At 68.4% G+C, this 25000-nt stretch carries 18 protein-coding genes; 11 read left to right on the top strand and 7 right to left on the bottom strand.

Going from position 1 to position 25000, the window contains the following annotated elements:
* The first annotated feature begins 10 nt into the window (after positions 1–10).
* Positions 11–796 (top strand): hypothetical protein, encoded by a 786-nt coding sequence (locus D9R12_RS15595; protein ID WP_147475078.1) that lies wholly within the window; start codon positions 11–13, stop codon positions 794–796.
* Positions 797–805: 9 nt separating this feature from the next.
* Here the strand turns inward: D9R12_RS15595 and D9R12_RS15805 are convergent, their stop codons facing one another.
* From D9R12_RS15805 to thrA, 4 genes are all read right to left on the bottom strand, one after another.
* Positions 806–970, bottom strand: a complete 165-nt coding sequence (locus D9R12_RS15805; RefSeq protein ID WP_170159232.1) for a hypothetical protein — start codon at positions 968–970, stop codon at positions 806–808.
* Positions 971–1176: 206 nt separating this feature from the next.
* Complete coding sequence (gene thrC, locus D9R12_RS10715) at positions 1177–2475, bottom strand: threonine synthase (RefSeq protein WP_122230405.1); 1299 nt, start codon at positions 2473–2475, stop codon at positions 1177–1179.
* 180 nt (positions 2476–2655) lie between these two features.
* Entirely contained in the window at positions 2656–3576 is a 921-nt protein-coding gene (locus D9R12_RS10720) for a homoserine kinase (RefSeq protein ID WP_122230407.1), read from the bottom strand.
* Positions 3573–6056 (bottom strand): bifunctional aspartate kinase/homoserine dehydrogenase I, encoded by a 2484-nt coding sequence (thrA, locus tag D9R12_RS10725; RefSeq protein ID WP_122230409.1) that lies wholly within the window; start codon positions 6054–6056, stop codon positions 3573–3575. The genes D9R12_RS10720 and thrA overlap by 4 nt, the downstream gene beginning before the upstream one ends.
* Positions 6057–6632: 576 nt before the next feature.
* Between thrA and D9R12_RS10730 the strand changes: the two genes are divergently transcribed.
* From D9R12_RS10730 to D9R12_RS10745, 4 genes are all read left to right on the top strand, one after another.
* Positions 6633–7307: a DUF502 domain-containing protein gene (locus D9R12_RS10730; RefSeq protein ID WP_122230633.1), complete on the top strand. Its 675-nt coding sequence runs from the start codon at positions 6633–6635 to the stop codon at positions 7305–7307.
* Positions 7304–8083, top strand: coding sequence for a queuosine precursor transporter (locus D9R12_RS10735; protein ID WP_122230411.1), 780 nt, complete (start codon positions 7304–7306; stop codon positions 8081–8083). The genes D9R12_RS10730 and D9R12_RS10735 overlap by 4 nt, the downstream gene beginning before the upstream one ends.
* An 86-nt stretch (positions 8084–8169) precedes the next feature.
* Complete coding sequence (locus D9R12_RS10740; protein ID WP_122230413.1) at positions 8170–8937, top strand: murein L,D-transpeptidase catalytic domain family protein; 768 nt, start codon at positions 8170–8172, stop codon at positions 8935–8937.
* A gap of 196 nt (positions 8938–9133) precedes the next feature.
* Positions 9134–10186, top strand: coding sequence for a L,D-transpeptidase (locus D9R12_RS10745; RefSeq protein WP_122230415.1), 1053 nt, complete (start codon positions 9134–9136; stop codon positions 10184–10186).
* Between the two features lie 48 nt (positions 10187–10234).
* Here D9R12_RS10745 and D9R12_RS10750 read toward each other — a convergent pair whose 3' ends face one another.
* The gene (locus tag D9R12_RS10750) at positions 10235–11833 is read right to left on the bottom strand and encodes a phytoene desaturase family protein (RefSeq protein ID WP_122230417.1); all 1599 of its coding nucleotides are present in this window, start codon (positions 11831–11833) and stop codon (positions 10235–10237) included.
* A 166-nt stretch (positions 11834–11999) separates the two neighbouring features.
* Between D9R12_RS10750 and D9R12_RS10755 the strand changes: the two genes are divergently transcribed.
* The 3 genes from D9R12_RS10755 to D9R12_RS10765 all read left to right on the top strand — a co-directional run bounded on the left by D9R12_RS10755 (position 12000) and on the right by D9R12_RS10765 (position 18056).
* Entirely contained in the window at positions 12000–13613 is a 1614-nt protein-coding gene (locus D9R12_RS10755; protein WP_170159234.1) for a CHASE2 domain-containing protein, read from the top strand.
* Positions 13614–13746: 133 nt separating this feature from the next.
* Positions 13747–15855 carry a M13 family metallopeptidase gene (locus D9R12_RS10760; protein WP_122230421.1) on the top strand — a complete coding sequence of 703 codons (2109 nt, stop codon included), beginning with the start codon at positions 13747–13749 and terminating at the stop codon, positions 15853–15855.
* 176 nt (positions 15856–16031) lie between these two features.
* A complete protein-coding gene (locus tag D9R12_RS10765; protein WP_122230423.1) occupies positions 16032–18056 on the top strand; it encodes a M13 family metallopeptidase in 2025 nt (674 codons plus the stop codon).
* A 171-nt stretch (positions 18057–18227) separates the two neighbouring features.
* On the opposite strand, the gene D9R12_RS10770 is transcribed toward D9R12_RS10765, so the two are convergent.
* Positions 18228–18920 (bottom strand): rhomboid family intramembrane serine protease, encoded by a 693-nt coding sequence (locus D9R12_RS10770; RefSeq protein ID WP_122230425.1) that lies wholly within the window; start codon positions 18918–18920, stop codon positions 18228–18230.
* A gap of 745 nt (positions 18921–19665) precedes the next feature.
* On the opposite strand from D9R12_RS10770, the gene D9R12_RS10780 reads away from it, so the two are divergent.
* From D9R12_RS10780 to D9R12_RS10790, 3 genes are read left to right on the top strand one after another with little or no spacing between them, the layout of a single operon-like run.
* The gene (locus D9R12_RS10780; protein ID WP_014160015.1) at positions 19666–21588 is read left to right on the top strand and encodes a PrkA family serine protein kinase; all 1923 of its coding nucleotides are present in this window, start codon (positions 19666–19668) and stop codon (positions 21586–21588) included.
* Positions 21589–21620: 32 nt separating this feature from the next.
* Positions 21621–22844 carry a YeaH/YhbH family protein gene (locus D9R12_RS10785; RefSeq protein WP_122230635.1) on the top strand — a complete coding sequence of 408 codons (1224 nt, stop codon included), beginning with the start codon at positions 21621–21623 and terminating at the stop codon, positions 22842–22844.
* On the top strand, positions 22841–24376 hold the full coding sequence (locus D9R12_RS10790) for a SpoVR family protein (RefSeq protein ID WP_122230427.1): 1536 nt from the start codon (positions 22841–22843) through the stop codon (positions 24374–24376). The genes D9R12_RS10785 and D9R12_RS10790 overlap by 4 nt, the downstream gene beginning before the upstream one ends.
* Positions 24377–24622: 246 nt before the next feature.
* On the opposite strand, the gene D9R12_RS10795 is transcribed toward D9R12_RS10790, so the two are convergent.
* Positions 24623–24970: an MGMT family protein gene (locus D9R12_RS10795; protein WP_014160012.1), complete on the bottom strand. Its 348-nt coding sequence runs from the start codon at positions 24968–24970 to the stop codon at positions 24623–24625.
* Positions 24971–25000: the final 30 nt, after the last annotated feature.

Raw genomic sequence — 25000 nt, forward strand, 5'->3', positions numbered from 1 at the left:
CGCCTCCCGCGTGCGTGAACTGCAGGCCCGCAGCGACAACGACGCATTGCGCCAGCGCCCGCAGCAGCGGCGCGAGATCTCCAGGATGCAGGACCAGGACCGACGCAACCAAGGCGCGCTGCCATCGGGCACCGGCGATCGAGGCGATCGCGACCGGGATGGGGATGGGCGCCGCAACCACGATCTGACCCGGCTCGACCGCGACCAGCAGCAGCGCCGCATCCGTGAAGAGCGCCACCGCGCCGAGGAGTATCGCCGCGGCGAAGACCAGCGTCATCGCCTGGCCCAACAGCGCGGGCGCGAACTGGAACGCCAGCGCCGCCACGCCCAGCACCGCTACCAGCAGGACTATGCCCGCCGTCTCCATGCGCAGCAGGACCGCTGGCAATCGCGCGGCTACGACCACCAACGTGATCCCTACTACTACACGCCGGCCAGCTATCGCTACGGCTGGGGTGGCGCGTATTACCAGACCAACCGCTACGGCGCCGACCTGCTGCGCCAGGCGGTCAATTACGGCTACAACGAAGGCTTCCAGGCCGGTCGCGCCGATCGCCAGGACGGCTGGAGTTTCAGCGTTGACACGCCCTACGCCTACCAGGACGCCAACTATGGCTACTACGGCTATTACCTCGGCCAGGACACCTACAACCACTACTTTCGCGAAGGGTTCCGCCGTGGTTATGAAGACGGCTATTACAGCCGTTATCGCTACGGCACCGCCAGTAACGGCAGCCACGTCATGCTGGCGGCCGTGCTCGGCACGATCCTGGGCCTGAGCCTGCTGGACAACTGAGCCGGGCATTCAGGCCGGCGCGCCCTCGCCTGTGGGCCGGGCGTGTTCGGTCGCCGCGCGCGCCGGATCGGACCCGGCATCGATGATGCGCACGTCCTGCGCGATGGCCAGCGCGATGTGCTCCTCGGCCAGCGCCTTGAGCAGGCCGAAGAACAGGTCGTGACCAGCGCCCACGGGCCCACCACCAGGATGCCCAGGTAGCGCATCACCGCGGCGACCGAACAAGGCCGACCGCAGCCTGGCGAACAAGCCAACATTGCGGGGCACGACGGATGGACGACCCTGCACGCAGGGTCTTGCACAGGCGGCGATGAAATCAGGCCCGTGCCGGGCTCGCCAAGGCGCCAGCCGGCGACAGGTTTGCCGCCGGCCAAGCCGGATCAGCCGGCCGGCGTGGCCAGGATGTGCTGGACCAGGGCCTGGTAGTCCGGCCGGATCGGATCGGCATGCGCCGGGCGCTGCAGCAGCGCGTTCAGCGCCGGCGGCACGGGCACCGCGCCCACCAGCGGCTCGACCACGCTTTCGAACTTGGCCGGGTGGGCGGTGGCCGCCACCGCCCAGTCGCCCTCCACGCCCTGGTTGCGCAGGTCTTCCAGGACCTTGACTGCGGTAGCCGTGTGCGGGCAGAACACCTCGCCAAAGTGCCGGTAGCGGCGCGCGATCAGCAGGCCGATTGCATCGTCGTCGACGCTGGCCGCGGTGAAGGCCGCACGCAGCGCCGCATCATCGCCGTGGTAGAGCCAGCGCAGGCGCTCGAAGTTGCTCGGCGCGCCCACGTCCATGGCATTGGCGATCGTGGCCACGCTGGGTTGCGGTAGGTAGTCCTTGCCGGCGAAGTAATCCGGCAGCACCCGGTTGGCGTTGGTGGCCAGCACGATCCGGCCGATCGGCACGCCCAGCGCGCGCGCCAGGATCGCGGCCATCGCATTGCCCAGGTTGCCGGTGGGAATGACGAAGTTCAGCGCCTGGCCGGTCTGCGCGCGGTGGCACAGTGCGGCGTGCGCGTAGTAGCTCATCTGCGGCAGCAGGCGGCCCAGGCTGATGCTGTTGGCCGAACTCAGCGGCGCCCGCGCCTGCAGTGACGCATCGGACAGCGCGCGCTTGACCAGCGCCTGGCAGTCATCGAACGAGCCGGCCACGCGCAAGGCGGTGATGTTGTCGCCGAAGCAGCCCAGCTGGTGCGCCTGGCGCGGCGACACCCGGCCGTCCGGATACAGCACCACCACGCGCAGGTTCGGCTGCCGGTGGAAGGCCGCCGCCACCGCCGCGCCGGTATCGCCGGAGGTCGCCACCAGGATCGTCAGCGGCCTGGCATCGGCGCCGCGCAGGCGGGTCAGGCACTGCGCCAGAAAGCGCGCACCGAAATCCTTGAACGCCGCGGTGGGTCCGTGGAACAGCTCCAGCACCTGGTCACCGGGCGTGGCCAGCGGCAACAGCGGCGCGGGAAAGTCGAACGCGCTTTCGCAGATCGCCGCGAGCTGGCTCTCCAGCCGGTCGCCTGCAAAGAACGGCTGCAGCAGCGTGGCGGCGGTCTGCGCCAGGCTATGGCCGGGCTGCAGTTCGCGCGCGTCCGGCATGGCCTGCGGCACGTACAGGCCGCCATCGGGCGCAAGGCCAGCGGCGATGGCATCGCTCAGGGAGACGGCGGGCGAAGCGTTGCGGGTGGAGATGAAGTTCATGGACAGATTCCAAAGTGACTCGGTGAGGCCAGGCCATCTCGCAGCGCAATGCGCCCGACTCGGCCGGTTGAAAAACGCACTTGGTGGGAGCCGCTACAGCGGCGAATGGTGCTTTTGCGGGCTCAAGGCCTGCAGCGGCCGAGCCCCGTTCGCCGCTGAAGCGGCTCCCACAAGCGCAGATCACAGCACCTGCGCGCCCGGCGCGGCGATCCGCGAGACCCAGGCCTGCGACTGCAAGCCTGCCGCCTTGAACGCGGCTTGCACCGCAGGGGCGGCCGCTTCGGCGCAGGCGCGCTGCTCGAACCAGCCGAAGATGCTCGGACCGGCGCCGGAAATGCTGGCGCCCATCGCCCCGCCGGCCAGCATGGCCGCCTTGGCCGCCTCGAAGCCCACGATCAGCGGCGCCCGGCGCGGTTCGACCAGCACGTCCTTCAGGCCGGCACGGACCAGCGCGGCATCGCCGGCATGGCAACCGGCCAGTACCAGCGCCAGGTTGGCGCTCTGGGCGACGAACTCGTTCAGCGCATAGGTGCCGGCCAGCGCGGCACGGGCACGGCGGGTTTCCAGAATCGCCTCCGGATGCACCAGCAGGCTGTGCCAGGCATGCGGCACCGGCACGCTGACCAAGTGCTCGGCGGTGGCCAGCACCAGGCCGCCCAGCAGCATCGGCCCCAGGTTGTCGCCGTGCTTGCCGCCGCTGGCGACCGCTTCGCCGACCAGCGCGAACGGATACAGCGCCTGGCGCGACAGCGGCGCCTCCAGCAGCGCATTGGCCGCCACCAGCGCGGCCACGCAGGAGGCCGCCGAGCCGCCCATGCCCGAGCCCAGCGGTATTCCCTTGTCGATCTCGACCTCGAAGCCGAACGGCAGCGCGAGTGCTTGGCGCATGGCGATCAGCGCCGCGCCGGCGGTATTGGACGGCGCATCCAGCGGCAGGTCGACCGTGGTGCCGCCGATCGCGGCAATGCGCACCGTCGGCGCGTCGATGCGGCGCACGGTGACCGTGTCGCCCGGCCCTTCGATCACGTGGCCCAGGATGTCGAAACCGACGCCGACGTTGCCGACCGAGGCCGGCGCGAACGCACGTGCCTGATCCTTCACAGGCGCGCCCCCTGCCCGGCCGCCACCCGCAGCAGGTCGGCGAACACGCCGGCCGCGGTGACTTCCGGGCCGGCGCCCGGGCCCTGCACGATCAGCGGATTGGCGCAATAGCGGCGCGTGTTGAACTGCACGATGTTGTCGGTCAGGCGCAGCCTGGCGAAGGCGTGGTCGGCCGGCAGTTCCACCAGGCCGACGCTGGCGCCGCCTTCGTGCAGGCGCCCGACATAGCGCAGCACGTTGCCCGAGGCGCGCGCATCGGACAGGCGCTTGGCGAACACCGCGTCCACTTGCCCCAGGCGCGCCATGAAGTCCTCCACGCTGGCCTGGCGCAGGCCCTCGGGCACCAGGCTTTCCACCTGCACCTCTTCCAGCGAGAGGGTCCTGCCGATCTCGCGCGCCAGGATCACCAGCTTGCGGGCCACGTCGGTGCCGGACAGGTCCTCGCGCGGATCGGGCTCGGTGTAGCCCATTGCGCGGGCCTGGGCGACCAGTTCGGAGAACGGCACGCTGCCGTCGAACTTGTTGAACAGCCAGGCCAGGGTGCCGGAGAAGATGCCCTCGATGCTGGTCACCACATCGCCGGTATCGACCAGGTCGCGCAGCGTGTTGATCACCGGCAGGCCGGCGCCGACAGTGGCTTCGTAGCGAAAACGCGCGCCACTGGCGGCAGCGGCCTCGGTGATGGCCTGGTAGCGCGCCAGCGGGCCGGCGCCTGCCTGCTTGTTCGGCGTGACCACGTGGATGCCCGCAGCCAGCCACTGCGCATAGCGGTCGGCCACGGCCGGGCTGGCCGAGCAGTCCACGATCACCGTGTGCGGCAGATGCGAGGCCAGCAGGTGTTCGGTGAAGCGGTCCAGGTCCAGCGCCTGGCTGGCCTGTTCGAAGGGCACCTTCCAGTCGCCCTCGATGCTGCGCTCGGCCAGCAGCATGCGCCGGGACGAGGCGATCGCGCGCAGGCGCAGGTCCACGTTGGCCTTGGCCAGCAGTTGCGGCTGGGCGGCACGTAGCTGCTCCAGCAGCGCGCGGCCGACGTTGCCCGGCCCGATCACGCCCACCGCGAAGGTCTGCGGCGACAGCCAGAAACCGGCATGCGCCGCGCGCAGCGCCTTGGTCGCGTCGCTGCTGGCAATGGCCACCGAGATGTTGCGCTCGGACGAGCCCTGGGCGATGGCCAGGATGTTGACCCGCGCCCGGCCCAGCGATTCGAACAGGCGCGCGGCCACGCCCGGCATGCCGGCCATGCCGTCGCCGACCGCGGCCAGCACGCTCACCCCGTCGGTGAGCTGCACGCGCTGGATCTGGGCGATGGACAGCTCGTGGGCAAAGGCGGTCAGCAGCGCAGCGCGCCCACGCACCGCATCGGCGGACTTGACCACGCAGCAGATCGAATGCTCGGACGAACCCTGCGAGATCATCACCACCGACACGCGCGCATCGCGCAGCGCAGCGAACACCCGCTCGGCCGTGCCCGGCACGCCGATCAGGCCGGTGCCTTCCAGGTTGAGCACGGCCAGGTCCGGCGACAGGGTCAGGCCCTTGACCGGGCCGGCGGTGTCCCTGCGCGCGGTGATGCGCGTGCCCGGATGGTCGGGCTGGAAGGTGTTGCGGATGATGATCGGCAGGCCGCGCTCGATCGCCGGCGACATGGTCTGCGGATGCACGACCTTGGCGCCGAAGTAGGCCAGCTCGCAGGCTTCGTCGTAGCTGAGCGATTCCAGCTGCACCGCTTCGGGCACCACCCGCGGATCGGCCGAGAGCACGCCATCGACGTCGGTCCAGATGTGCAGTTCCACCGCGTCGAACAAGGCGGCAAAGATCGCACCGGAGTAATCGCTGCCATTGCGGCCCAGGGTGGTGATGCGGTTGCCGCGATCGCGGGCGACGAAGCCGGTGACCACCACCCGCCTGGCCGGGTTGGCCGCGCGCCACTGGCGCAGGCGCTGGGCGCTGAGCTCCCAGTCCACGTCCACGCCCAGATCGTTGCGGTCCACCACCAGCACCTCGCGCGCATCCAGCACCGCGCAATCCTCGCCGCGGCTGCGCAGGTGATCGCCGAGCAGCCTGGCCGAATACACCTCGCCCAGGCCCTGCACGCGCTCGAGCACCTCGCGCGGCAGTTCGCCGATCACCGACAGCGCCTGCAACACCTCGGCCAGCATGTCGAACTGGGCATCCAGCCATTCCACGGTCGGGCCCGAATGCTCGCCCAGCAGGGCCACGGCCGCGCCGCGATGGCGGGCGCGCAGTTCGTGCCAGCGCTCGCGCCAGTCCTCCAGGTTGCCGGCCGCGCGCCCGGCCAGGTCGATCAGCGCATCGGTGACCCCCTTCATCGCCGAGACCACGGTGATCTGTTGGTCTTCCTCGCGCGCCAGCAGCAGGTCGGCCACGTGGCGATAGCGGGTGGCATCGGCCACGGAGGTGCCGCCGAACTTGTGGGCGACGGTTTTCAGCGGTTGGGCGTGTGCTGCAGGCGACGACATGGGGACCTCAGGGTTGGGAGGGCCTCGCGCGCATCAGGATGTGGGGGCTCCCGCATCCTGATCCGGGTGCGGGGCGGTGGTTGCGAAAAACTTACGCTTGCACGGCCGACCACACCCGAAGACCCCGGGTGGTGATAATGGTCGTGGTGCCGGGCACGCCCAGGCCAGGGCCCGCGATGGACGCGGTGCAGGCGGCGAAGGGGGAGGCCAGGTGCGACATGGGCGGCTAATGAAACCCAAGCGGGGTGCGCTGTCAAGCGATGGTGGAACAATACATCCTTCAAGCTGCCGATCGTTTCAGGAGCAACATCAACACCGGTCATACAACGCCCCATGCCTGCATCGCCGAGCGTCTTCATTCGGCCCGGATATGTCCGGATTCCCGACCTGACCGGTCAGCCTCTCAGCGTGCGCGAGCTGCGGCAGGGTCACCGGCGCCAATCCAGCGCCTGTGGCGGATGGTTCGCCTGGCACTTCACCAGGACCGGGCGCAGGCCTGCCGAGAAGATCATCGTCGGCACCGACCCACTGGACCGCGGCCGCGGACGTTGCGGCACCACCGCTACAATGCGCGTCATGTCCAACCCCGCCACGCCGCACCCTTCCCTGCAGGGCCTGTTCCTGACCGGCCTGCTCACCCTGTTGCCGATCTGGCTGACCTGGGTGGTGGTCAAGTTCGTCTTCGTGCTGCTGTCCGATGTCAGCAAGCCCCTGGTCGAACCGATCTCGCGGCAGATCGCGCAGGATTTCCCGGGTGCGGCGCCGTGGTTCACCGGCGTGTGGATCCAGAACGTGATTGCGCTGGTTGCCACCCTGCTGGTGATCGTGCTGGTGGGCTTCCTGACCCGGCGCGTGGTCGGGCAGACCCTGCTGCGCTGGTTCGAATCGCTGATTCGCCGGGTGCCGCTGGCCAGCACCATCTATACCAGCGCGCGCCAGTTGCTGGACATCCTGCAGACCAAGCCGGGCAGCACCCAGCGCGTGGTCCTGATCGACTTCCCGCACCGGGACATGAAGTCGGTCGGGCTGGTCACCCGGGTAATGCGCGAACAGGACACCGGGCGCGAGCTGGCCGCCGTGTACGTGCCGACCACGCCCAACCCGACCTCCGGCTACCTGGAAATCGTCCCGGTGGAACTGCTGACGCCGACCGACTGGAGCGTGGACCAGGCGATGAGCTTCATCATCTCCGGCGGCGCGGTGGCGCCGGACGCGATGCCGTTCACCCGCAGCGGCGATCGCCGCGCATGAGCGTGGGGTCGCGCACCCTGGACGACCGCGCGGTGCGGCTGTTCATCGCCCTGGCGGCGTTTCTGTGCGTCAACGCGGTGCTGGCCGAATTCATCGGGGTCAAGATCTTTGCCCTGGAAGACACCCTGGGCATCGCGCCGCTGCAGTGGAACCTGTTTGGCGAGAATGGCTCGCTGAGCTTCACCGTCGGCACGCTGCTGTGGCCATTCGTGTTCGTGCTGACCGACACCATCAACGAGTTCTTCGGCCGTCGCGGCGTGCGCTTCATCTCGTGGGTGGCCGTGGCCCTGATCGTGTACGGGTTCCTGTTCGCGTTCCTGGCGATCAAGACCGCGCCGGCCGGCTGGTGGGTGGGCGCAGCCGCCAGCCAGGGCGTGCCTGACTACCAGGCCGCGTTCGCGGCGATCTTCGGCCAGGGCATGTGGTCCATCGGTGGCTCGATCGTGGCGTTCCTGTTGGGCCAGCTGATCGACGTGTCGGTGTTCCACCGCATCCGCAATGTCACCGGCGAAAAATACGTCTGGCTGCGCGCCACCGGGTCGACCGCCGTGTCCCAGCTGGTGGACAGTTTCGTGGTGATCTACATCGCCTTCGTGCTCGGCCCGCAGCACTGGTCCACGCCGCGGTTCCTGGCGATCAGCACGGTCAACTACGGCTACAAGATGCTGGCGGCGGTGGCGATGATCCCGCTGCTGTACCTGATGCGCCACGCGATCCGCACCTACCTGGGCCGCGCGCGCGAACAACAACTGCGGGCCGAAGCGGCGGCAGATTGAGGCCGGGGAACCATGTCCGATTCAACTGCCTGATTCATAAAGGGATGGGCGACACGCCCTAGAATCGCGCCATGAAGCCTCTCCTGATGTTCGCGCTGGCCGCCCTGGCCAGCACCCCGGTCGCGGCGCGCTCGCCGCAAGTCAGTGCCGCCCCGGACATCGGCCGCAAGCCGGCCCCGGACAGGCCTGCCGGCCGAAGCGGTGGCACTTCGCCCGATGGCCTGCCTGACCTGTCGCAGCTGGCGCCCGATGCCGATCCGCAGGTGCTGGCGCTGGGCCTGTCGGCGATGCAATGCGCGCAGGCCCACGGCACCGGGGTTGATGCGCGGCGGCTGGCGGTGATCGACTACAGCCGTTCCTCGCTGACCCCGCGGTTGTGGGTGTTCGACCTGGCCCAGCGCAAGCTGCTCTACAAGGAGCTGGTCGCCCACGGCCAGGGCTCGGGGGGCGATGTGCCCGACCGCTTTTCCAACGAGGACGGCACCCACGCCTCCAGCCTGGGCCTGTTCTATACGCGCGACACCTACCAGGGCAAGAATGGGTATTCGCTGCGCATGCAGGGCCTGGAGCGTGGCTTCAACGATGCCGCGATGCGCCGCGCCATCGTCATGCACGGCGCACCCTACGTGAACGCCGACAGCGGCAGGAAGATGGGCCGGCTGGGCCGCAGCTGGGGCTGCCCGGCGCTGCGCGCGGCCATGGCCAGGCCGATCATCGAGGTGATGAAGGACGGCCAGTTCGTGTTTTCATATTCGCCGCAGCAGGCCTGGCTGACCCGCTCCTCGCTGGCCCAGTGCGCGATGGCGCGCCTGCACGGGCGCCCGGACCCGGGCAAGGCCCTTGCCACGCGCTGAGGATCACCCCATCAAGGCCGCGGCGCTGAAGCTTGAGGTTGGGATGGGTGCCCGGCACTGCCCCCTCCCTTTCGCATCGCGAAGGGGAGGGAGGGGGCCAGAAGCAGGCAAGGGCCGTGGCGCGAGGGCGAGGGGGCTTCGGCGCACTTGGGACTCGGCCTGCCTTGTACCGACCCGTCCTGGCCATGGAGGCCCGATGCGCCATCGCTTCGCCTTGCTGCTGTCCACGCTGCTGCTGTGCCTGGTGCCGCAGGCCCTGGCGGCAGTGCCGTTCTGGGGCGACAGGCAGTCCAGCCCGGTTGACACGCCCCCTGCCATGCTCAAGCCCGGCCAATGGGTCTGGGCTGGCAGCAGCACCGGAAACGCCGGGCCGATGGCGGTGATCGTCAGCCTGACCGAACAGCGCGCCTACGTGTACCGCAACGGCATCCTCATGGCCTGGACCACGATCAGCAGCGGCAAGGCCGGCTACGAGACGCCCACCGGGGTGTTCACCATCCTGCAGAAGGACAAGGACCACCGTTCCAACCTGTACAACAACGCGGCCATGCCCTACCAGCAGCGGCTGACCTGGGGCGGCGTGGCGCTGCATGCCGGCGGCCTGCCCGGCTATCCCGAATCGCACGGTTGCGTGCACCTGCCCAGTGCGTTTGCGGAAAAACTGTTCGCGGCCTCCAACCTGGGCATGACCGTGGTGGTGTCCGAGGAAGGCAAGACGCCGCCGGCGCTGGTCCATCCCGGCGCACTCAGTCCGATCGATCCAACCACCGGCAAGGACCTGGACATCCCGCTGCTGGAAGACGGCCGCGCCTGGCGCTGGGAACCGGAGCGGGCGCCGGACGGCCCGGTCTCCATCGTGCTCAGCCGCAGCGACCGGATCCTGTTCGTCTACCGCAATGGCATCGAGATCGGCCGCACCCGGATCGCCCTGAACAGTCCGACCCCGCGTACCGGCACCCATGCCTACATCGTCGCGGCCGGCAATGACCCGCCCGCGACCGGCGCAGTCGACGCTGGCCAACACATGCGGTCCTGGATTGCCATCGGCGTGCCCGGGCGCGAGGACGAGGCCGGCGCGCCGTTGCCGGCCGAGGAAGCCAACCAGGTGGTGGTCCCCGATGACTTCAAGGCACTGGTGCTGCCGCTGGTCCAGCCCGGCACGGTGCTGGTGGCCACCGACGCCAGCGTGCTGCCGCAGACCACCGGCGCTCACCTGCAGGTGATCGACTCCGATCCGCCGGAGCAATAACCGGCGGCTCGGGAATCTGGATAGACCACCCTCGCCGGCTGCGCGCCCTTATCGCAAATCCGAAATGACCACCTGTGCGGCATTGTGGCCTGGCGCGCCGGTCACCCCACCACCGGGATGGGTGCCCGAGCCACACAGGTAAAGGCCCGGGATCGCCCCGCGATAGCCCGCCTGGCCCAGCGCCGGGCGCGCGCTGAACAACTGGTTGAGCGAGAGCGCGCCGTGGAAGATGTCGCCGCCGACCAGGCCGAAATCGCGCTCCAGGTCCAGTGGACTGTTGATCTGCCGGCCCAGCACCGATGCAGCAAAACCCGGGGCGTAGCGCTCGACCGTGGCGATCATCAGGTCGGCCACGTGCTCGCGGTGATCGTCCCAGCTGCGGCCGTTGGGCAGTTCCGGCGCGACGTGCTGGCAGAACAGGCTGGCGACGTGTTTGCCGGCCGGCGCGAGCGAATCGTCCAGGGTCGAGGGAATCAGCAGCTCGACGATCGGCGCGCGCGACCAGCCGTGTGCCCTGGCATCCAGGTAGGCGCGATCCATGTAATCCAGCGACGGCGCCAGGATGATGCCGGCGGTGAGGTGGTCGCCCTCGCCCGGCAGCGCGGTGAACGAGGGCAGCCGGTCCAGCGCCACGTTCATGCGGAAGGTGCCCGAGCCGCAGCGCCAGTGCGCCATGCGTTCGGCAGTGGCCGGCGGCACGTGTTCGGCGCGCAGCAGGCGCTGGTAGAGCAGCTTGGGATTGACGTTGGCGACCACGCTGCGCGCGCGCAGGATTTCGCCGGTATGCAGGCGCACGCCGACCGCGCGGCCGCCTTCGACCAGCACCTGATCCACGCCGGCATCGGTGCGGATCGTGGCGCCGGCCGCGCGCGCGGAGGCAGCCATCGCCTGGGTGATCGCCCCCATGCCGCCGATCGCGTGGCCCCAGGCGCCCTTGACCCCGTCGACCTCGCCGAACACGTGGTGCAGCAGCACGTAGGCGCTGCCCGGCGTGTACGGACTGGCGTAGTTTCCGACCACGCCGTCGAAGCCGAACAGCGCCTTGATCGGCGCGCTCTCGAACCAGCGGTCCAGGTACTCGGCCGCGGAGATGGTGAACAGGTCCAGCAGCTCCTGGCGCAGGGTCTGGTCCAGGGCCAGCAGCCGGCGGCCGAGCCCGGCGCCGCGCAGCAGCTCGGGCAGGGCCTTCCACCAGCCGTCGCTGGTGATGTTCGGCGGCGGCTGCAGGGCCAGCGCGCGCAGCACCTCGGCGATGGCTTCAAGGCGTGCCTGGTAGGCGGGCAAGGCCTGTGCATCGCGGGTGGAGAACCTGGCCACCTGCGCGGCGGTCTGGCCGGCGCCGGTCAGCAGGTAGCGGCCATCGGGCAGCGGCAGGAAGTTGTCGCGCCGGCGCTGGACGATGCGCAGGCCATGGCCGCGCAGGTCCAGCTCGTCGATCACCCTGGGCTGCAGCAGCGAGACGGTGTAGGAGGCGACCGAATTGCGGAAGCCAGGATGGAATTGTTCGGTCACCGCCGCGCCGCCGACCACGCTGCGCCGTTCCAGCACGGTGACCTTCAGGCCCGCCCGGGCCAGGTAGGCCGCGCACACCAGGCCGTTGTGGCCGCCGCCGATCAGCAGCGCATCGCAGGGGGAATGGACCGTCATTTTTCGTAGAATCCGTGACCACTTGTACAGTCTGTCGCTGGCGTGCATCCCACCGCGCCGATCAGGGGAAGGACCGCAATGGACCACCACAGGGGTGCCGGCCAACACCGAGCGCGCAGGTTAGCGTGAACAGGCCCCCGGCATGCTTGGGCCACCCGTTTGCCCGATGCGCCCGCTGACCCGGTCGTCGCGGCGCACGCATGGGCAGGTGCGCGCCCGGGTGCTGGCTGCGCTGGGCGCGGTGGCGCTGCTGGTGCTGCTGACCCTGTCGGAGGTGACCCTGCCGCTGGACCAGGCGCTGTTCGACCTGGCCGCGCGCAACGGCCGGCAGCAAGGTAACCACCAGGTCGTGGTGGTGGCCATCGACCCGGACAGCATCGCCCGGCTGGGCCCGTGGCCCTGGCCGCGGCACCAACTGGCGCAGCTGGTCGATCGCCTGTCCGCGGCCGGCACCCGCGCCATCGGCCTGCACCTGCTGCTGGCCCAGCCCAGCCTGTACGACCCGCGCGGCGATGCGCTGCTGGCCCAGGCGATGGTCCGCGACGGCGCGGTGGTCATGCCGGTGGTGGCCGAACCGGCCTCGCCCAACGCACCAGCCACCGCCATCCTGCCCGCGCCCGAGCTGATGGCCGCCGCCGCGGGGCTGGGCCATACCGAGGTGATCACCGACCAGAACGGCATGGGCCGGCGCCTGGCCCTGCACGCCGGCCTGGGTCGTCCGGACTGGCCGGCCTTTGCCCTGGCGCTGAAGGACCTGGCCCAGGCCAGTACACCGCCGCCGCAACCGCGGGCGCTGTTCGAAGGCCCATCGCCAACACCGCAGGACTGGGTCCGCGCCGATACCGTGCTGGTGCCCGATTCCGGCAGTGCCGGCGATATCGCCCGTGTTTCGGCCGCCTCGGTGCTGGCTGGCGCCCTCGGCCCGGAGGCCTTCGCCGGGCGCATCGCGATCATCGGCCGCACCGACCTGGGGCCGGACCAGCGCCTGTCCCTGCCCGGGGCGCCGGGCAGCCTGGCGCGGGTCGAATTCCAGGCCCACGCCCTGGCGCGCCTGCTCGAAGGGAGCGCGGTGTGGCCGATGCCGGTCGGGCCGCAGCTGCTGCTGTCGACGGTCCTGGTGACCCTGCCGCTGCTGCTGCTCGGCCTGCCCGGCCTGCGCGGGCTGTGGTTCCCGATGACGCTGGTCCTGGTGCTGCTGATGTCCTGGACGCTGCTGCGGGCCGGGGTGTGGTTCCCGCCGACGCCGGCGCTGCTGGTGCTGGGGCTCGGCCTGGCAGCGGGCGCGCGCTCGGCCTGGCAACGCGCGCGCCGGCGCGGCCTGACCGATCCGGAAACCGGGGTGGCCAACCGGCTGTGCTTCGAAAACCGCCTGGAAAGCGAGACCCGGCGCGCCCGGCGCGAAGGCCGACCGCTGTCGCTGCTGCTGATCGAAGCGCGCAGCACCTCCTCGCACTCGCCCGGCAGCGTCGGCGACCTCGCTGCGGCGCTGGCCTCGGGGCTGCGCCTGCGCGCGCAGGCGCCGCAGGACCTGATCGCGCGCCTGGATGCCTCACGCTTCGCCGCACTGCTGCCGGGCACGGCCCTGCACGTGGCCGCCGCCCTGGCCACCGCACTGATGGTCGACCTGGAAGGCCGCCCGGGTCGTCCCGGCCCGGCCACCGCCGGCCGGGCGCTGCGCATGGGCCTGGCCAGCCTGCAGCCCGAAGACGCCCGCGGCGCAGACCTGCTGCTGCGCGCCACCCGCGACCTGGTCACCGTGCGCGATCCCATCGCGCGTTGAGCGCTCCTGCGCCGGCGCGCGGCGTCCATGACCTTCGACACCGGCCCCGCGCACCGCCGCCACGCTACAGTCCTGCGGTTGTCCCGGCCCTGCGGGACGCGCCTGTCGTCGCGGCATATCCAACGGAGTCCACGTGAGCACGCCCAAGACCAAGATCCTGCTGCTGTCCCTGTCCATCGCCGCCGCGCTGGCCGCCTGCAAGAAACCCGACGCGCCCACCGCGGCTGCGCCTGCCCCGGCCGCCGACACCGCCGCGCCCAAGGCGCTGCGCGTGGACCAGTCCAGGCTGCCCCCCTTCAGCGGCTTCCAGATCGGCGATCTGGACCCAGCCGTCAACGTCTGCAGCGACCTCAACGCCTATGCCAACGCCCGCTGGCTCAAGGCCAATCCGGTGCCGGGCGACCGCACCAGCTGGGGCAGCTTCGAGGTGCTGAGCGAGCGCTCGGAAGCCATCCAGCGACAGCTGGCCGAACAGGCTGCCGCCGACACCGCCGCCACCGGCGTGGAAAAGATCGTCGGCGACTTCTGGGCCACCGGCATGGATGAGGCCAGGATCGAGCAGCAGGGCCTGGCCCCGATCAAGGACGAGCTGGCTGCCATCGATGGCCTCGGCGACCAGGCCAAGATCACCGACTACCTGCGCACCCGCGCGGCCAAGGGCCAGAACACGCTGTTCGGCTTCGGTGCCAGCCCGGACTTCAACAATTCGGACATGAACATCGCCTATGCCTTCCAGGGCGGGCTGGGCCTGCCCGATCCGGAGTACTACACCGGCGCCGAGAACAAGCCCAAGCTGGACGCCTATCAGGCGCACATCGCCAAGACGCTGGAGCTGGCCGGCGTGGCCGCCGATGCCGCCGCCGCCCAGGCCCGCGACGTGATCGCCTTCGAAACGCGCCTGGCCAAGGTCTCCAAGACCAGCACCGAGCTGTCGCGCAAGGTCGAACTGGCCTACAACCCGGTGTCGCTGGAACAGGCCGACCAGTTGACCCCCAACTGGTCCTGGAGCGAGTTCTTCAAGTCCCAGGGCGTGGCCGCGCCGCAGATGTTCTCGCTGGCCATCCCGGCCTTCCACCATGAAGTGTCCAAGATGCTGGCCGACACCGCGCCGGCGGCCTGGCAGGCGTACCTGCGCTTCCACACCATCGACAGCGCCAGTCCGTACCTGAGCAAGCCGTTCGTGGATGAGAACTTCGCCTTCTGGAACCAGACCCTGCGCGGCCAGAAGGAGCTCCGTCCGCGCTGGAAGCGCGTGCTGGCCACCCTCAACCGCCAGGCCGGCGAGACCCTGGGCCAGCTGTACGTCAAGACCACCTTCCCGCCCGAGGCCAAGGCGCAGATGGGAGCCCTGGTGGGCAACCTGCGCACCGCGCTCAAGGCGCGCATCGAGCAGCTGGACTGGATGAGCCCGCAGACCAAACAGAAGGCCCTGGCCAAGTGGGAGACCTTCACTCCCAAGATCGGCTATCCGGACAAGTGGCGTGAGTGGAGCGGGCTGAACACCGGCCGCGACAGCTACCTGGGCAACGTGCTGGCCGCCCAGCAGTTCAACTACAGGTTCGACCTGTCCAAGATCGGCAAGCCGGTGGACCGCACCGAATGGGGCATGACCCCGCAGACCATCAATGCCTACTACAACCCGCAGCAGAACGAGATCGTGTTCCCGGCCGCGATCCTGCAGCCGCCGTTCTTCGATCCCAAGGCCGATCCGGCCATGAACTACGGCGGCATCGGCGCGGTGATCGGCCACGAAATGACCCACGGCTACGACGACCAGGGTGCCAAGTTCGGCTCGAAGGGCAACTTCGAGAACTGGTGGACCCAGGCCGACGAGCAGGGCTTCAAGTCGCGCACCGGCAAGCTGGTGGAGCAGTTCAACGGCTACACCACCGCCGACGGCGGCCAGGTCAGGGGTGACCTCACCCTGGGCGAGAACATCGCCGATCTGGGCGGCCTGAACACCGCCTACGACGCAATGAAGGTGGCCGAGCAGGGCAAGCCCGATCCCAAGGTCGACGGCCTGACCCAGGACCAGCGCTTCTTCCTCAACTGGGCCACGGTGTGGCGCCGCAACTTCACCCCGGAAGAACTGGCCGTGCGCCTGAAGACCGATCCGCACGCCCCGGCCAACTTCCGCGCCATCGGCGCTCCGTCCAACATGCCGGCCTTCGCCCAGGCGTTCGACTGCAAGCCCGGCGATGCGATGGTGCGCACCGGCGAGCAGCAGGTGGTGATCTGGTAGGCGCCACCAAGGCGATGGTTCTGAGGCGGCGTGGCGGGTCCGGCACGCCGCTTTTTTCTTTGATCCTGTTTCCCGCCCCGCGCGGCTTTCCCGGGCTGCCCGGGCGCTGGGCGACAGGCGGGCGCGGACCGGTGGCTTGCTAGAATCGGCCCTTCCACCGCCGGATATCACCCCAGATGACGCAGCTGCGCCACGCCCGTACCCCCACCCTGCTTGCCCTGGCGCTGCTTGTCGCGCTGGGCAGCGGCGATGCCCTGGCCGCCACCAAGAAGAAAAAAGCCGCGGCCAAGGCGCCGGCCGTCAGCACCGAGTGCAATGACTTCTACGCCGCCGCCAATGCCGACTGGCTCAAGGCCAACCCGCTGCCGGCCGGTGTCGGGGCGATCTCCGCGCTGGGCAACCTGCGCCAGTACAGCCTGGAGCAGCAGAAGGCGCTGTTGGACGGCGCCATGCAGGCGCCGCAGGGCAACGTGCAGAAGCTGCTCGGCGACTTCTGGGCCAGCGGCCTGGACGAGGCGGCGGTGGAGGCCGATGGCGCCAGGCCGATCGCCCCGCTTTTGAGCCGCATCGACGGCATCAAGAAGTCCAAGGACATCCCGGCCGCGATCGCCGCCCTGCACCAGGTCGGCATCCCGGTGGCGTTCAACTTCAGCCCGGACGTGGACCTGCAGGCGCTGGACCGCCACATCGGCTACCTCATGCAGGGCGGCCTGGGCCTGCCCGATCCGGCTTATTACACCCGCACCGATGCCGAGACCCGCGAGCTGCTGGGCCGCTACCGGGCCTACGTCAAGCAGATCCTGGCCCTGACCGGCACCCCGGCCGACCAGCTCGATGCGCAGTCGGCCCAGGTGCTCGACCTGGAAACGCGCCTGGCCAGCGCTTCACGCCCGCTGGACCAGCTGGCCAGCCCGTTCAACAACTACAAGCCGCTGCCGATCAAGGACCTGAAGAAGCAGTACCGCAACCTGCAGCTGGATGCCTTCCTGGAGGCGCAGGGGGTGAAGGACGACACCGTGTCGCTGGCCGACCCGGCGCTGTTCGGCCAGATCGACGCGCTGGTCAAGCAGCTCTCGCCGGAACAATGGAAGGCCTACCTGCGCTGGCGCGTGGGCGATGCGATGGCACCGTACCTGGCCAGGTCCTGGCGCGAGGCCGCGTACAACTTCCACGGTCGCGTGCTGGAAGGCAAGCAGTCGCCGGACCCGCGCTGGGTCCAGGTGCTGGACGCGATCAACACCGCTGCCGGTCCGATGCTGGGCCGCGAATACACCGCCCGCTACCTGCCCAAGGACAGCCGCGACAAGGCCGAAGTCATCGCCGCCAGCGTGCGCGACGCCCTGGGTCGCGCGCTGGAACGCAATGGGTGGATGAGCACCCAGGCCAAGGCCGAAGCCAAGGCCAAGCTGGCCAGGCTGGAGATCGAGATCGGCGCGCCCAGGCGCGACCTGGACTACACCGTGCAGCCGATGGGCCGCGGCAGCTTCGGCGGCAACATGCTGATCGCCAGCACCTGGCGGCATCGCGAGGAGATGAAGCGGATCGGTCGCGGCAACGCCGAGCGCCGCTGGAACGTGCTGCCGCAGCAGCCGGCGCTGGCCTATGACCTGGCCCAGAACCGGCTGATCGTCACCGCCGCGGTGCTGCAGCCGCCGGTGTTCGATGTCAGCCGCGACGTGGCGGCGCTGTATGGCAGCTTCGGCGCGCTGGTCGGCCATGAGCTGACCCGCGGCTTCGATGCCAAGGGCCGCATGATCGATGCCGCCGGCCAGCTGCGTGACTGGTGGACGCCTGCCGATGCCAGCGCCTGGAACGCGCTGGGCGCGCGGGTGACCGGCCAGTACAACGGCTATGCCTATCCGGGCCTGACCGCGACCCAGCTCAACGGTGTCCTGACCCGCGACGAAAACCTGGCCGACCTGTCCGGCGTGGAGCTGGCCTGGGATGCCTACCTGAACACACAGGCCGCACCCAATCCCGGCGCCAAGCAGACCTTCTTCCGCAGCTGGTCGCAGCTGTGGGCCCAGCAGGTGGACCCGCAGGAGGCCAGCGTGCGCGTGGCCACCGACCTGCGTGCACCTGGCCCGGTCCGCAGCAACGCACCCCTGCAGAATCAGCCCGAATTCAGCGCCAGCTTCCAGTGCAAGCCCGGCAACCCGATGGTGCGCCCGGAAGCGGAGCGGATCGGCATCTGGCGCTGACTCCCGGAATCGGCGTGTGTGTGTGTGTAGGCGCACCGCAGGGGCGCGATGGGGCTTGCCCGGTAAAGCCTGTCGCGCCCTAAGGTGCACTCCTACGGGGATGATCGGTGTTGTTGTGCGGTGGGGTGTGGGTTCTTCGGTAAAGCCCCATCGCGCCCCTGCGGTGCGCTCCTACACCACCCGGAAGGTGGCCGTGCTGCGGCGCCTGCCATTGCCGCCGCCACGTCCACCACGCCCACTGCCGCGCCCGAACGGCGGCTGCCCGCGCCAGTAGCGGATCAGCAGCCAGCCAAACAGCATCCCGCCCAGATGCACGAAGTGGGCCACCCCCGGCTGGCGCCCGGTATAGGCGAAGAACAGCTCCATGGCCCCGTAGATGATCACCAGGGTCCTGGCCTTGATCTCCATGGGGATGGGAAACACGATCATGCGCTGGTCCGGGAACAGCATCCCGTAACCCAGCAGCAGCGCGAACACCGCGCCGGAGGCACCGAGCACCGGAATGGGGAACTGACCCTGCGCCAGCAGCAAGGTCCCCACGATCACCTGCAGCACGTTGGCACCGACCAGGCTCACCAGGTAGTAAGTGGTGAACCGACGCGCGCCCCACACCGCCTCCAACGGCGAGCCGAACATCCACAGCGCCAGCATGTTGAAGAAGATGTGGCCGAAGGTGGCGTGCATGAAGCCGGCGCTGACCAGCTGCCAGGGCAGGAAACCGGCGCCGGGCAGCACCTGTCCCGCCCCGACCGGCCACAGCAGCAGCCGCGCCATCAGCGCATCGGGCAGCACCATCTGCAGCAGGAACATGGCCACGTTGGCGATCAACAAGGCCTGGGTGGCCGGCTGCAATCGGGGAAACATCGGAGGGCGACCTCATGGGTAGGAAACCGGCTGCATGATACGTGCGAACGACTGAGCGGCCGCGCAAGCCCGCCTTGCCGCCCGCTACGATGCGATGGGAAGCGGCGGGAGGATGGCCGCGATGCGGATGTTGCCGGGCCGGTTCAGGCCGGTCCCCAGACCTGTTCGTCAACCGATGCGGCCGCGTTCAGCCCGACCACCCGCCCCTTGACCACGCGCACGCCTTCGGCGCGCAGTCAGCATCGACAGCGACGAGAGCCTGGACCAGAGACCTCAACTGAGACAGCGGGCGGCCGCCGCGGCTGCGGGCGGCGGTTGCGCGCGCGACCGCGCCGCATCAGTTCAGCTGGCAGTGCGCAAGCAGCCGTAGATTGGACCGTACCGGGCCGTACCAAGCCCAAGAGAGGATGCTGGCGGACTTGAGCGCGGCGGCCAACTGTGATGCCATGGACTCGCCGCGCGGGAGAACCTTCGGCATCGGCAGAACTCAAAGCGTTGGCGCGCGCTGCGTCACGCAGGCGACACATCGCGTCAAGCCGATGACAGCGGCAGCACGACACAGCGTCGCTGCCGCGGCTACCACTTGCGGTCCTCAGGCGATTATGACAAGACTCGACTGCCAGTGCACTCAGAACACCGTGCGCCTGTCGATGGTTGAAGAAGGGCCCGCGTCTTGCGAGTCATGCTTGGCGGTCGGCTACCGACTTGACCGGTCAGCGCCGACCAGAACCGACGAGGTGAGCTGATGGAGATCTTCGAGAAGTTCCGCGACAACTTCCTCAAGGCGCGCGACGAGGAGATGTCGCTGCAGGATTATCTGATGTTGTGCAAGCGTGACCCGCTTGCCTACGCATCGCCGGCAGAGCGGATGCTGGCCGCGATCGGTGAGCCGGAGATCATCGATACGCGCAACGACGCGCGTCTATCCCGCATCTTCTCCAACCGGATGATCCGGCGCTATCCGGCGTTCCGTGAGTTCTACGGGATGGAGGACGTGATTGCCCAGATCGTGTCCTTCTTCCGGCACGCTGCACAGGGCCTGGAAGAACGCAAGCAGGTGCTGTACCTGTTGGGCCCGGTCGGCGGCGGCAAGTCGTCCATCGCCGAGCGACTGAAGGTGCTGATGGAGAGCTATCCGATCTACGCGCTGAAAGGCTCGCCGATCAACGAATCGCCGCTGGGGCTGTTCACGCCCGACCGCGACGGCGAGATGCTCGAGCGCGAATTCGGCATCCCGAGGCGAGTGCTCACGGGCATCGCCTCGCCCTGGGCCATCAAGCGCCTGTCGGAGTACGAGGGCGACATCACGCAATTCAAGGTGGTGCGTGTACAGCCGTCGGTGCTGCGCCAGGTGGCGATCACCAAGACCGAGCCGGGCGACGAGAACAATCAGGACATCTCGACCCTGGTAGGCAAGGTCGACATTCGCAAGCTGGAGCACTTCGGCCAGGACGATCCGGACGCCTACTCCTATTCCGGTGGCCTGTGCCTGGCCAACCAGGGCCTGCTCGAGTTCGTCGAGATGTTCAAGGCGCCGATCAAGATGCTGCACCCGCTGCTGACCGCCACGCAGGAAGGCAATTTCAAGGGCACCGAAGGCTTTTCGGCGATCCCGTTCCAGGGCGTCATCATGGCCCATTCGAACGAAAGCGAATGGCAGAGCTTCCGCAACAACAAGAACAACGAGGCGTTTCTCGACCGGGTCTACATCGTCAAGGTCCCGTACTGCCTGCAGGTCTCCGAAGAGGTCAAGATCTATCGCAAGCTGCTGCAGCACAGCGCGCTGTCCAAAGCCCCGTGCGCGCCGGGCACGCTGGAGATGATGGCGCAGTTCTCGGTGCTGACGCGTCTGAAGGAGCCGGAGAATTCGAGCATCTATTCGAAGATGCGCGTCTATGACGGCGAGAGCCTGAAGGACACCGATCCGGCCGCGAAGTCCTATCAGGAGTACCGCGACTACGCCGGTGTCGATGAGGGCATGACCGGCGTCTCCACGCGCTTCGCGTTCAAGGTGCTGTCGGCGGTGTTCAACTATGATCAGGTCGAGGTCGCGGCCAATCCGGTGCATCTAATGTACGTGCTCGAGCAGCGCATCCTGCGCGAACAGCTGCCCGAGGAGACGCAGCGCCGCTACCTGGAATACATCAAGGGTTGGCTGGCGCCGCGCTACGCGGAGTTCATCGGCAAGGAGATCCAGACCGCCTACCTGGAGTCGTACTCCGAATACGGACAGAACATCTTCGACCGCTACGTGACCTTCGCCGACTACTGGATCCAGAACGAGGACTACCGCGACGCCGAAACCGGCGAGAGCCTCGATCGCGCCGCGCTCAACAGCGAGCTCGAAAAGATCGAAAAGCCGGCCGGCATCGCCAATCCGAAGGATTTCCGCAACGAGATCGTCAACTTCGTGCTGCGCGCACGCGCCCAGCACAACGGCCACAACCCGCGCTGGACCTCCTACGAGAAATTGCGCCATGTGATCGAGAAGAAGATGTTCTCGTCGACCGAGGAACTGCTGCCGGTGATCTCGTTCAATGCCAAGGCCTCGGTCGAGGATCAGAGAAAGCACGAGAACTTCGTCGGCCGCATGGTCTCGAAGGGTTACACCGAAAAGCAGGTGCGCTTGCTGTCCGAGTGGTATCTGCGCGTGCGCAAGTCGGCCTGAGCACCGGCTGGCGCGAGGAGCGAGGTACCTTGATGATCATTGATCGCCGGCTGAACGACCGCAACAAAAGTGCAGTCAATCGGCAGCGCTTCATTCGACGGTACAAGGATCAGATCCGCAAGTCGGTGTCGGATCTGGTCTCGAAGCGTTCCGTCACCGACATGGACCGGGGCGGGGAGGTCAACATCCCCGCCCGCGACATCTCCGAGCCGCAGTTTCACCACGGCGAAGGCGGCGACCGCGAGATCGTGCACCCGGGCAACCACAGCTTCCAGACCGGTGATCGCATCAAGCGGCCCGACGGCGGCGGGGGGGAAGGCAGCGGCGGTGAGGGCGACGAAGGTCAGGGCAGCGACTCGCAGGACAGCTTCGTGTTCACGCTGTCGCGGGACGAGTTCATGAGCCTGTTCTTCGACGACCTGGAGCTGCCGCGTCTTGCGCGCACCATGCTCGGCGACATCCGCGAGGCCAAATGGGTGCGGGCCGGCTACATGCCGCGCGGCGTGCCGACCAACCTGTCGGTGGTGCGCTCCTTGAAGAATGCGATGGCCCGGCGCATGGCGCTCGCTCGCCCGATCGAGCGCCAGATCGCCGCGCTGGAGGCGGAACAAGCACCGCCCGAGACGATCGAGGCGCTCAAGCAGCGCCGGGCCAGCATTCCGTTTCTGGACGACATCGACCTGCGCTACCGGCGCCGCGAGCGCGTTCCCCAGCCAATCTCACGGGCGGTGATGTTCTGCCTGATGGACGTCTCGGCGTCGATGTCCGAGCAGAAAAAAGACCTCGCCAAGCGCTTCTTCACGCTGCTGTACCTGTTCCTGACGCGCAAGTACGAAACGGTGGAGCTGGTGTTCATCCGCCACACCGAAGATGCGCAGGAGGTCGAGGAGGATGCGTTCTTCCATGACACGCAAAGCGGCGGCACGGTGGTGCTGTCGGCGCTCAAGCTGATGCACGAAATCGTCGTCGAGCGCTACCCGTCCGATCAGTGGAACATCTACGGCGCGCAGGTATCGGATGGCGACGCATTCGGCGCCGACCCCGAGAAGAGCCGCGCCTGGCTGGAGGAGCAACTGCTGCCGGTGGTGCGTTACTTTGCCTACGTGGAGGTACCCGACAACATCGCACGCGTCAGTCCGCTCGCGCATGCGTATCGCCGCATCGATGCGCCGCACATGGCCATGGCATCCGTCGCTGGGCGCCACGAGATCTACCCCGTTCTGCGCGAACTCTTCCGCCGGGAGACGACCGCATGAGCAAGCAGGCCGCCGGTGCGGCGACCGGTCCGATCTCGACCGGCGCGGACTGGACCTTCGAGCTGATCCAGCGCTACGACGAGGAGATCCGCAAGATCGCCGTCGATGAGTATGGCCTGGACTGCTTCCCGAACCAGATCGAGGTGATCGCCTCCGAGCAGATGCTCGATGCCTACGCGAGCCTGGGCCTGCCGATTTCCTACCCGCACTGGTCGTACGGCAAGGAATTCATCCGCAACGAGCAGAACTACCGCAGCGGCGCGCAGGGCCTGGCCTACGAGCTGGTGATCAACTCCGATCCCTGCATCGCCTACCTGATGGAGGAGAACAGCATGGCGATGCAGGCGCTGGTGATCGCGCACGCCTGCTACGGCCACAACTCGTTCTTCAAGGGCAATTACCTGTTCCGCCAGTGGACCGACCCCGACGCGATCGTCGACTACATGGTCTTCGCGCGCCAGTACGTGATGAAGTGCGAGGAGCGCTACGGTTATTCAGCGGTGGAAGATACGCTCGACTCCTGCCACGCGCTGCGCCACTACGGCGTGGACCGCTATCGTCATCCTGCGCCACTGTCGACCGAGGAGGAACGCATCCGGCAGCTGGCGCGCGAGGAGTTCGAGTGGAAGCAGTTTGCCGAGATCTGGCGCACGGTGCCGACACGCGGCGGGGACGACGGCGCGCCCTTCGGGCGGCAGGCGATCTACCCCCCCGAGCCGCAGGAGAACCTGCTGTACTTCATCGAGAAGCACGCGCCCAAGCTGCAGCCCTGGCAGCGCGAGCTGGTGCGCATCGTGCGCAAGACGTCGCAGTACTTCTACCCGCAGGGCCTCACGAAGGTCATGAACGAGGGCTGGTCGACGTTCTGGCACTACACCATCCTAAACCGCCTGTTCGACAAGCGGCTGGTCGACGACGGCTTCATGCTCGAGTGGCTCTCCTCGCACACCAACGTCGTCTCGCAGCGCGGCTACGACCAGCGTGGCTACGGCGGCATCAATCCCTACGCGCTGGGCTTTGCGATGTTCTCGGATATCCGCCGCATCTGCGAGAGCCCGACGGACGAGGACCGCGAATGGTTCCCGGACATCGCCGGCAGCGACTGGCGCAAGACGCTGGACTTCGCGATGCGCAACTACAAGGACGAGTCGTTCATCGCGCAATATCTGTCGCCGCGGCTGATGCGTGAGTTCCACCTCTTTGCGATCGACGACTTCGAGGACAGCGAAGTGCTGACAGTCGACGCCATCCACAACGAGCAGGGCTACCAGCGCCTGCGCCGGCTGCTCGCCAACCAGTACAACCGCGATGTGCAGCTGCCTGACATCCAGATCGTGCGCTACGACATCAACGGCGACCGCTCGCTGACCCTGCAGCACCGCCAATATCGCGGTCGGCCGCTCGCCGTCGATGGCGCCGAGGTGCTCAAGCACGTTGCCCAGCTGTGGGGCTTCACCGTGCGGCTGGAGACGGTGGACGCGGACGGCCAGTTGGTCGACGAGCACGAGGTCCGCCCCGGGTCGCTCGGCTGACCTGGTACCGTCGCCAGGAGATGGCGGAACTTGGTGAAAGTGATGGATTCAAGTGCAGGGCAAGGCTTGCAACGCCGCCCAGGGCTTGAAGAGGCGCTTTCACGTTTCGATATCTTCGGGTTGCGGTGTTGGCTCGCGGATACGTGCTGACGACCGAGCGAGCACGCAAGTCCACCTTCGCCGCCCGTTAGGATGCGCTAGCAAGCGGCGGGAGGATGGCCCGCGATGGGGACGTTGCCGGGCCGCTCAGGCCGGTCCCCAAATTTGTTCGTCAACCGATGCGGTGGCCTTCAGCCCGACCACCCGTCCCTTGACCACGCGCACGCCTTCGGCGCGCAGCCGCTGGCCCTGTTCGCGGTAGCTGCTGGAGCCTGCTGGAAAGGCAATGGACCCATCCGAGCGCAGGATGCGGTACCAGGGAAGGTCCGGCGCACCGTATTTGCGCAGCACCTGCGCCACCAACCGCGCCCGGCCCGGCATGCCGGCACGGCGGGCAATCTCGCCGTAGCCGGCGACATGCCCCGCGGACACCGCGCGGATCTCCTTGAGGATGGCGGCGGCGCGGGCTGCGGGAGTGTCCAGATCCGGGAACATGTCTTGGTCTCGCAAGGGGGCGTGCGCGGT

Source organism: Pseudoxanthomonas spadix (genome assembly GCF_003703395.1).
In the GTDB taxonomy this organism is placed as follows: Bacteria; Pseudomonadota; Gammaproteobacteria; order Xanthomonadales; family Xanthomonadaceae; genus Pseudoxanthomonas_A; species Pseudoxanthomonas_A spadix.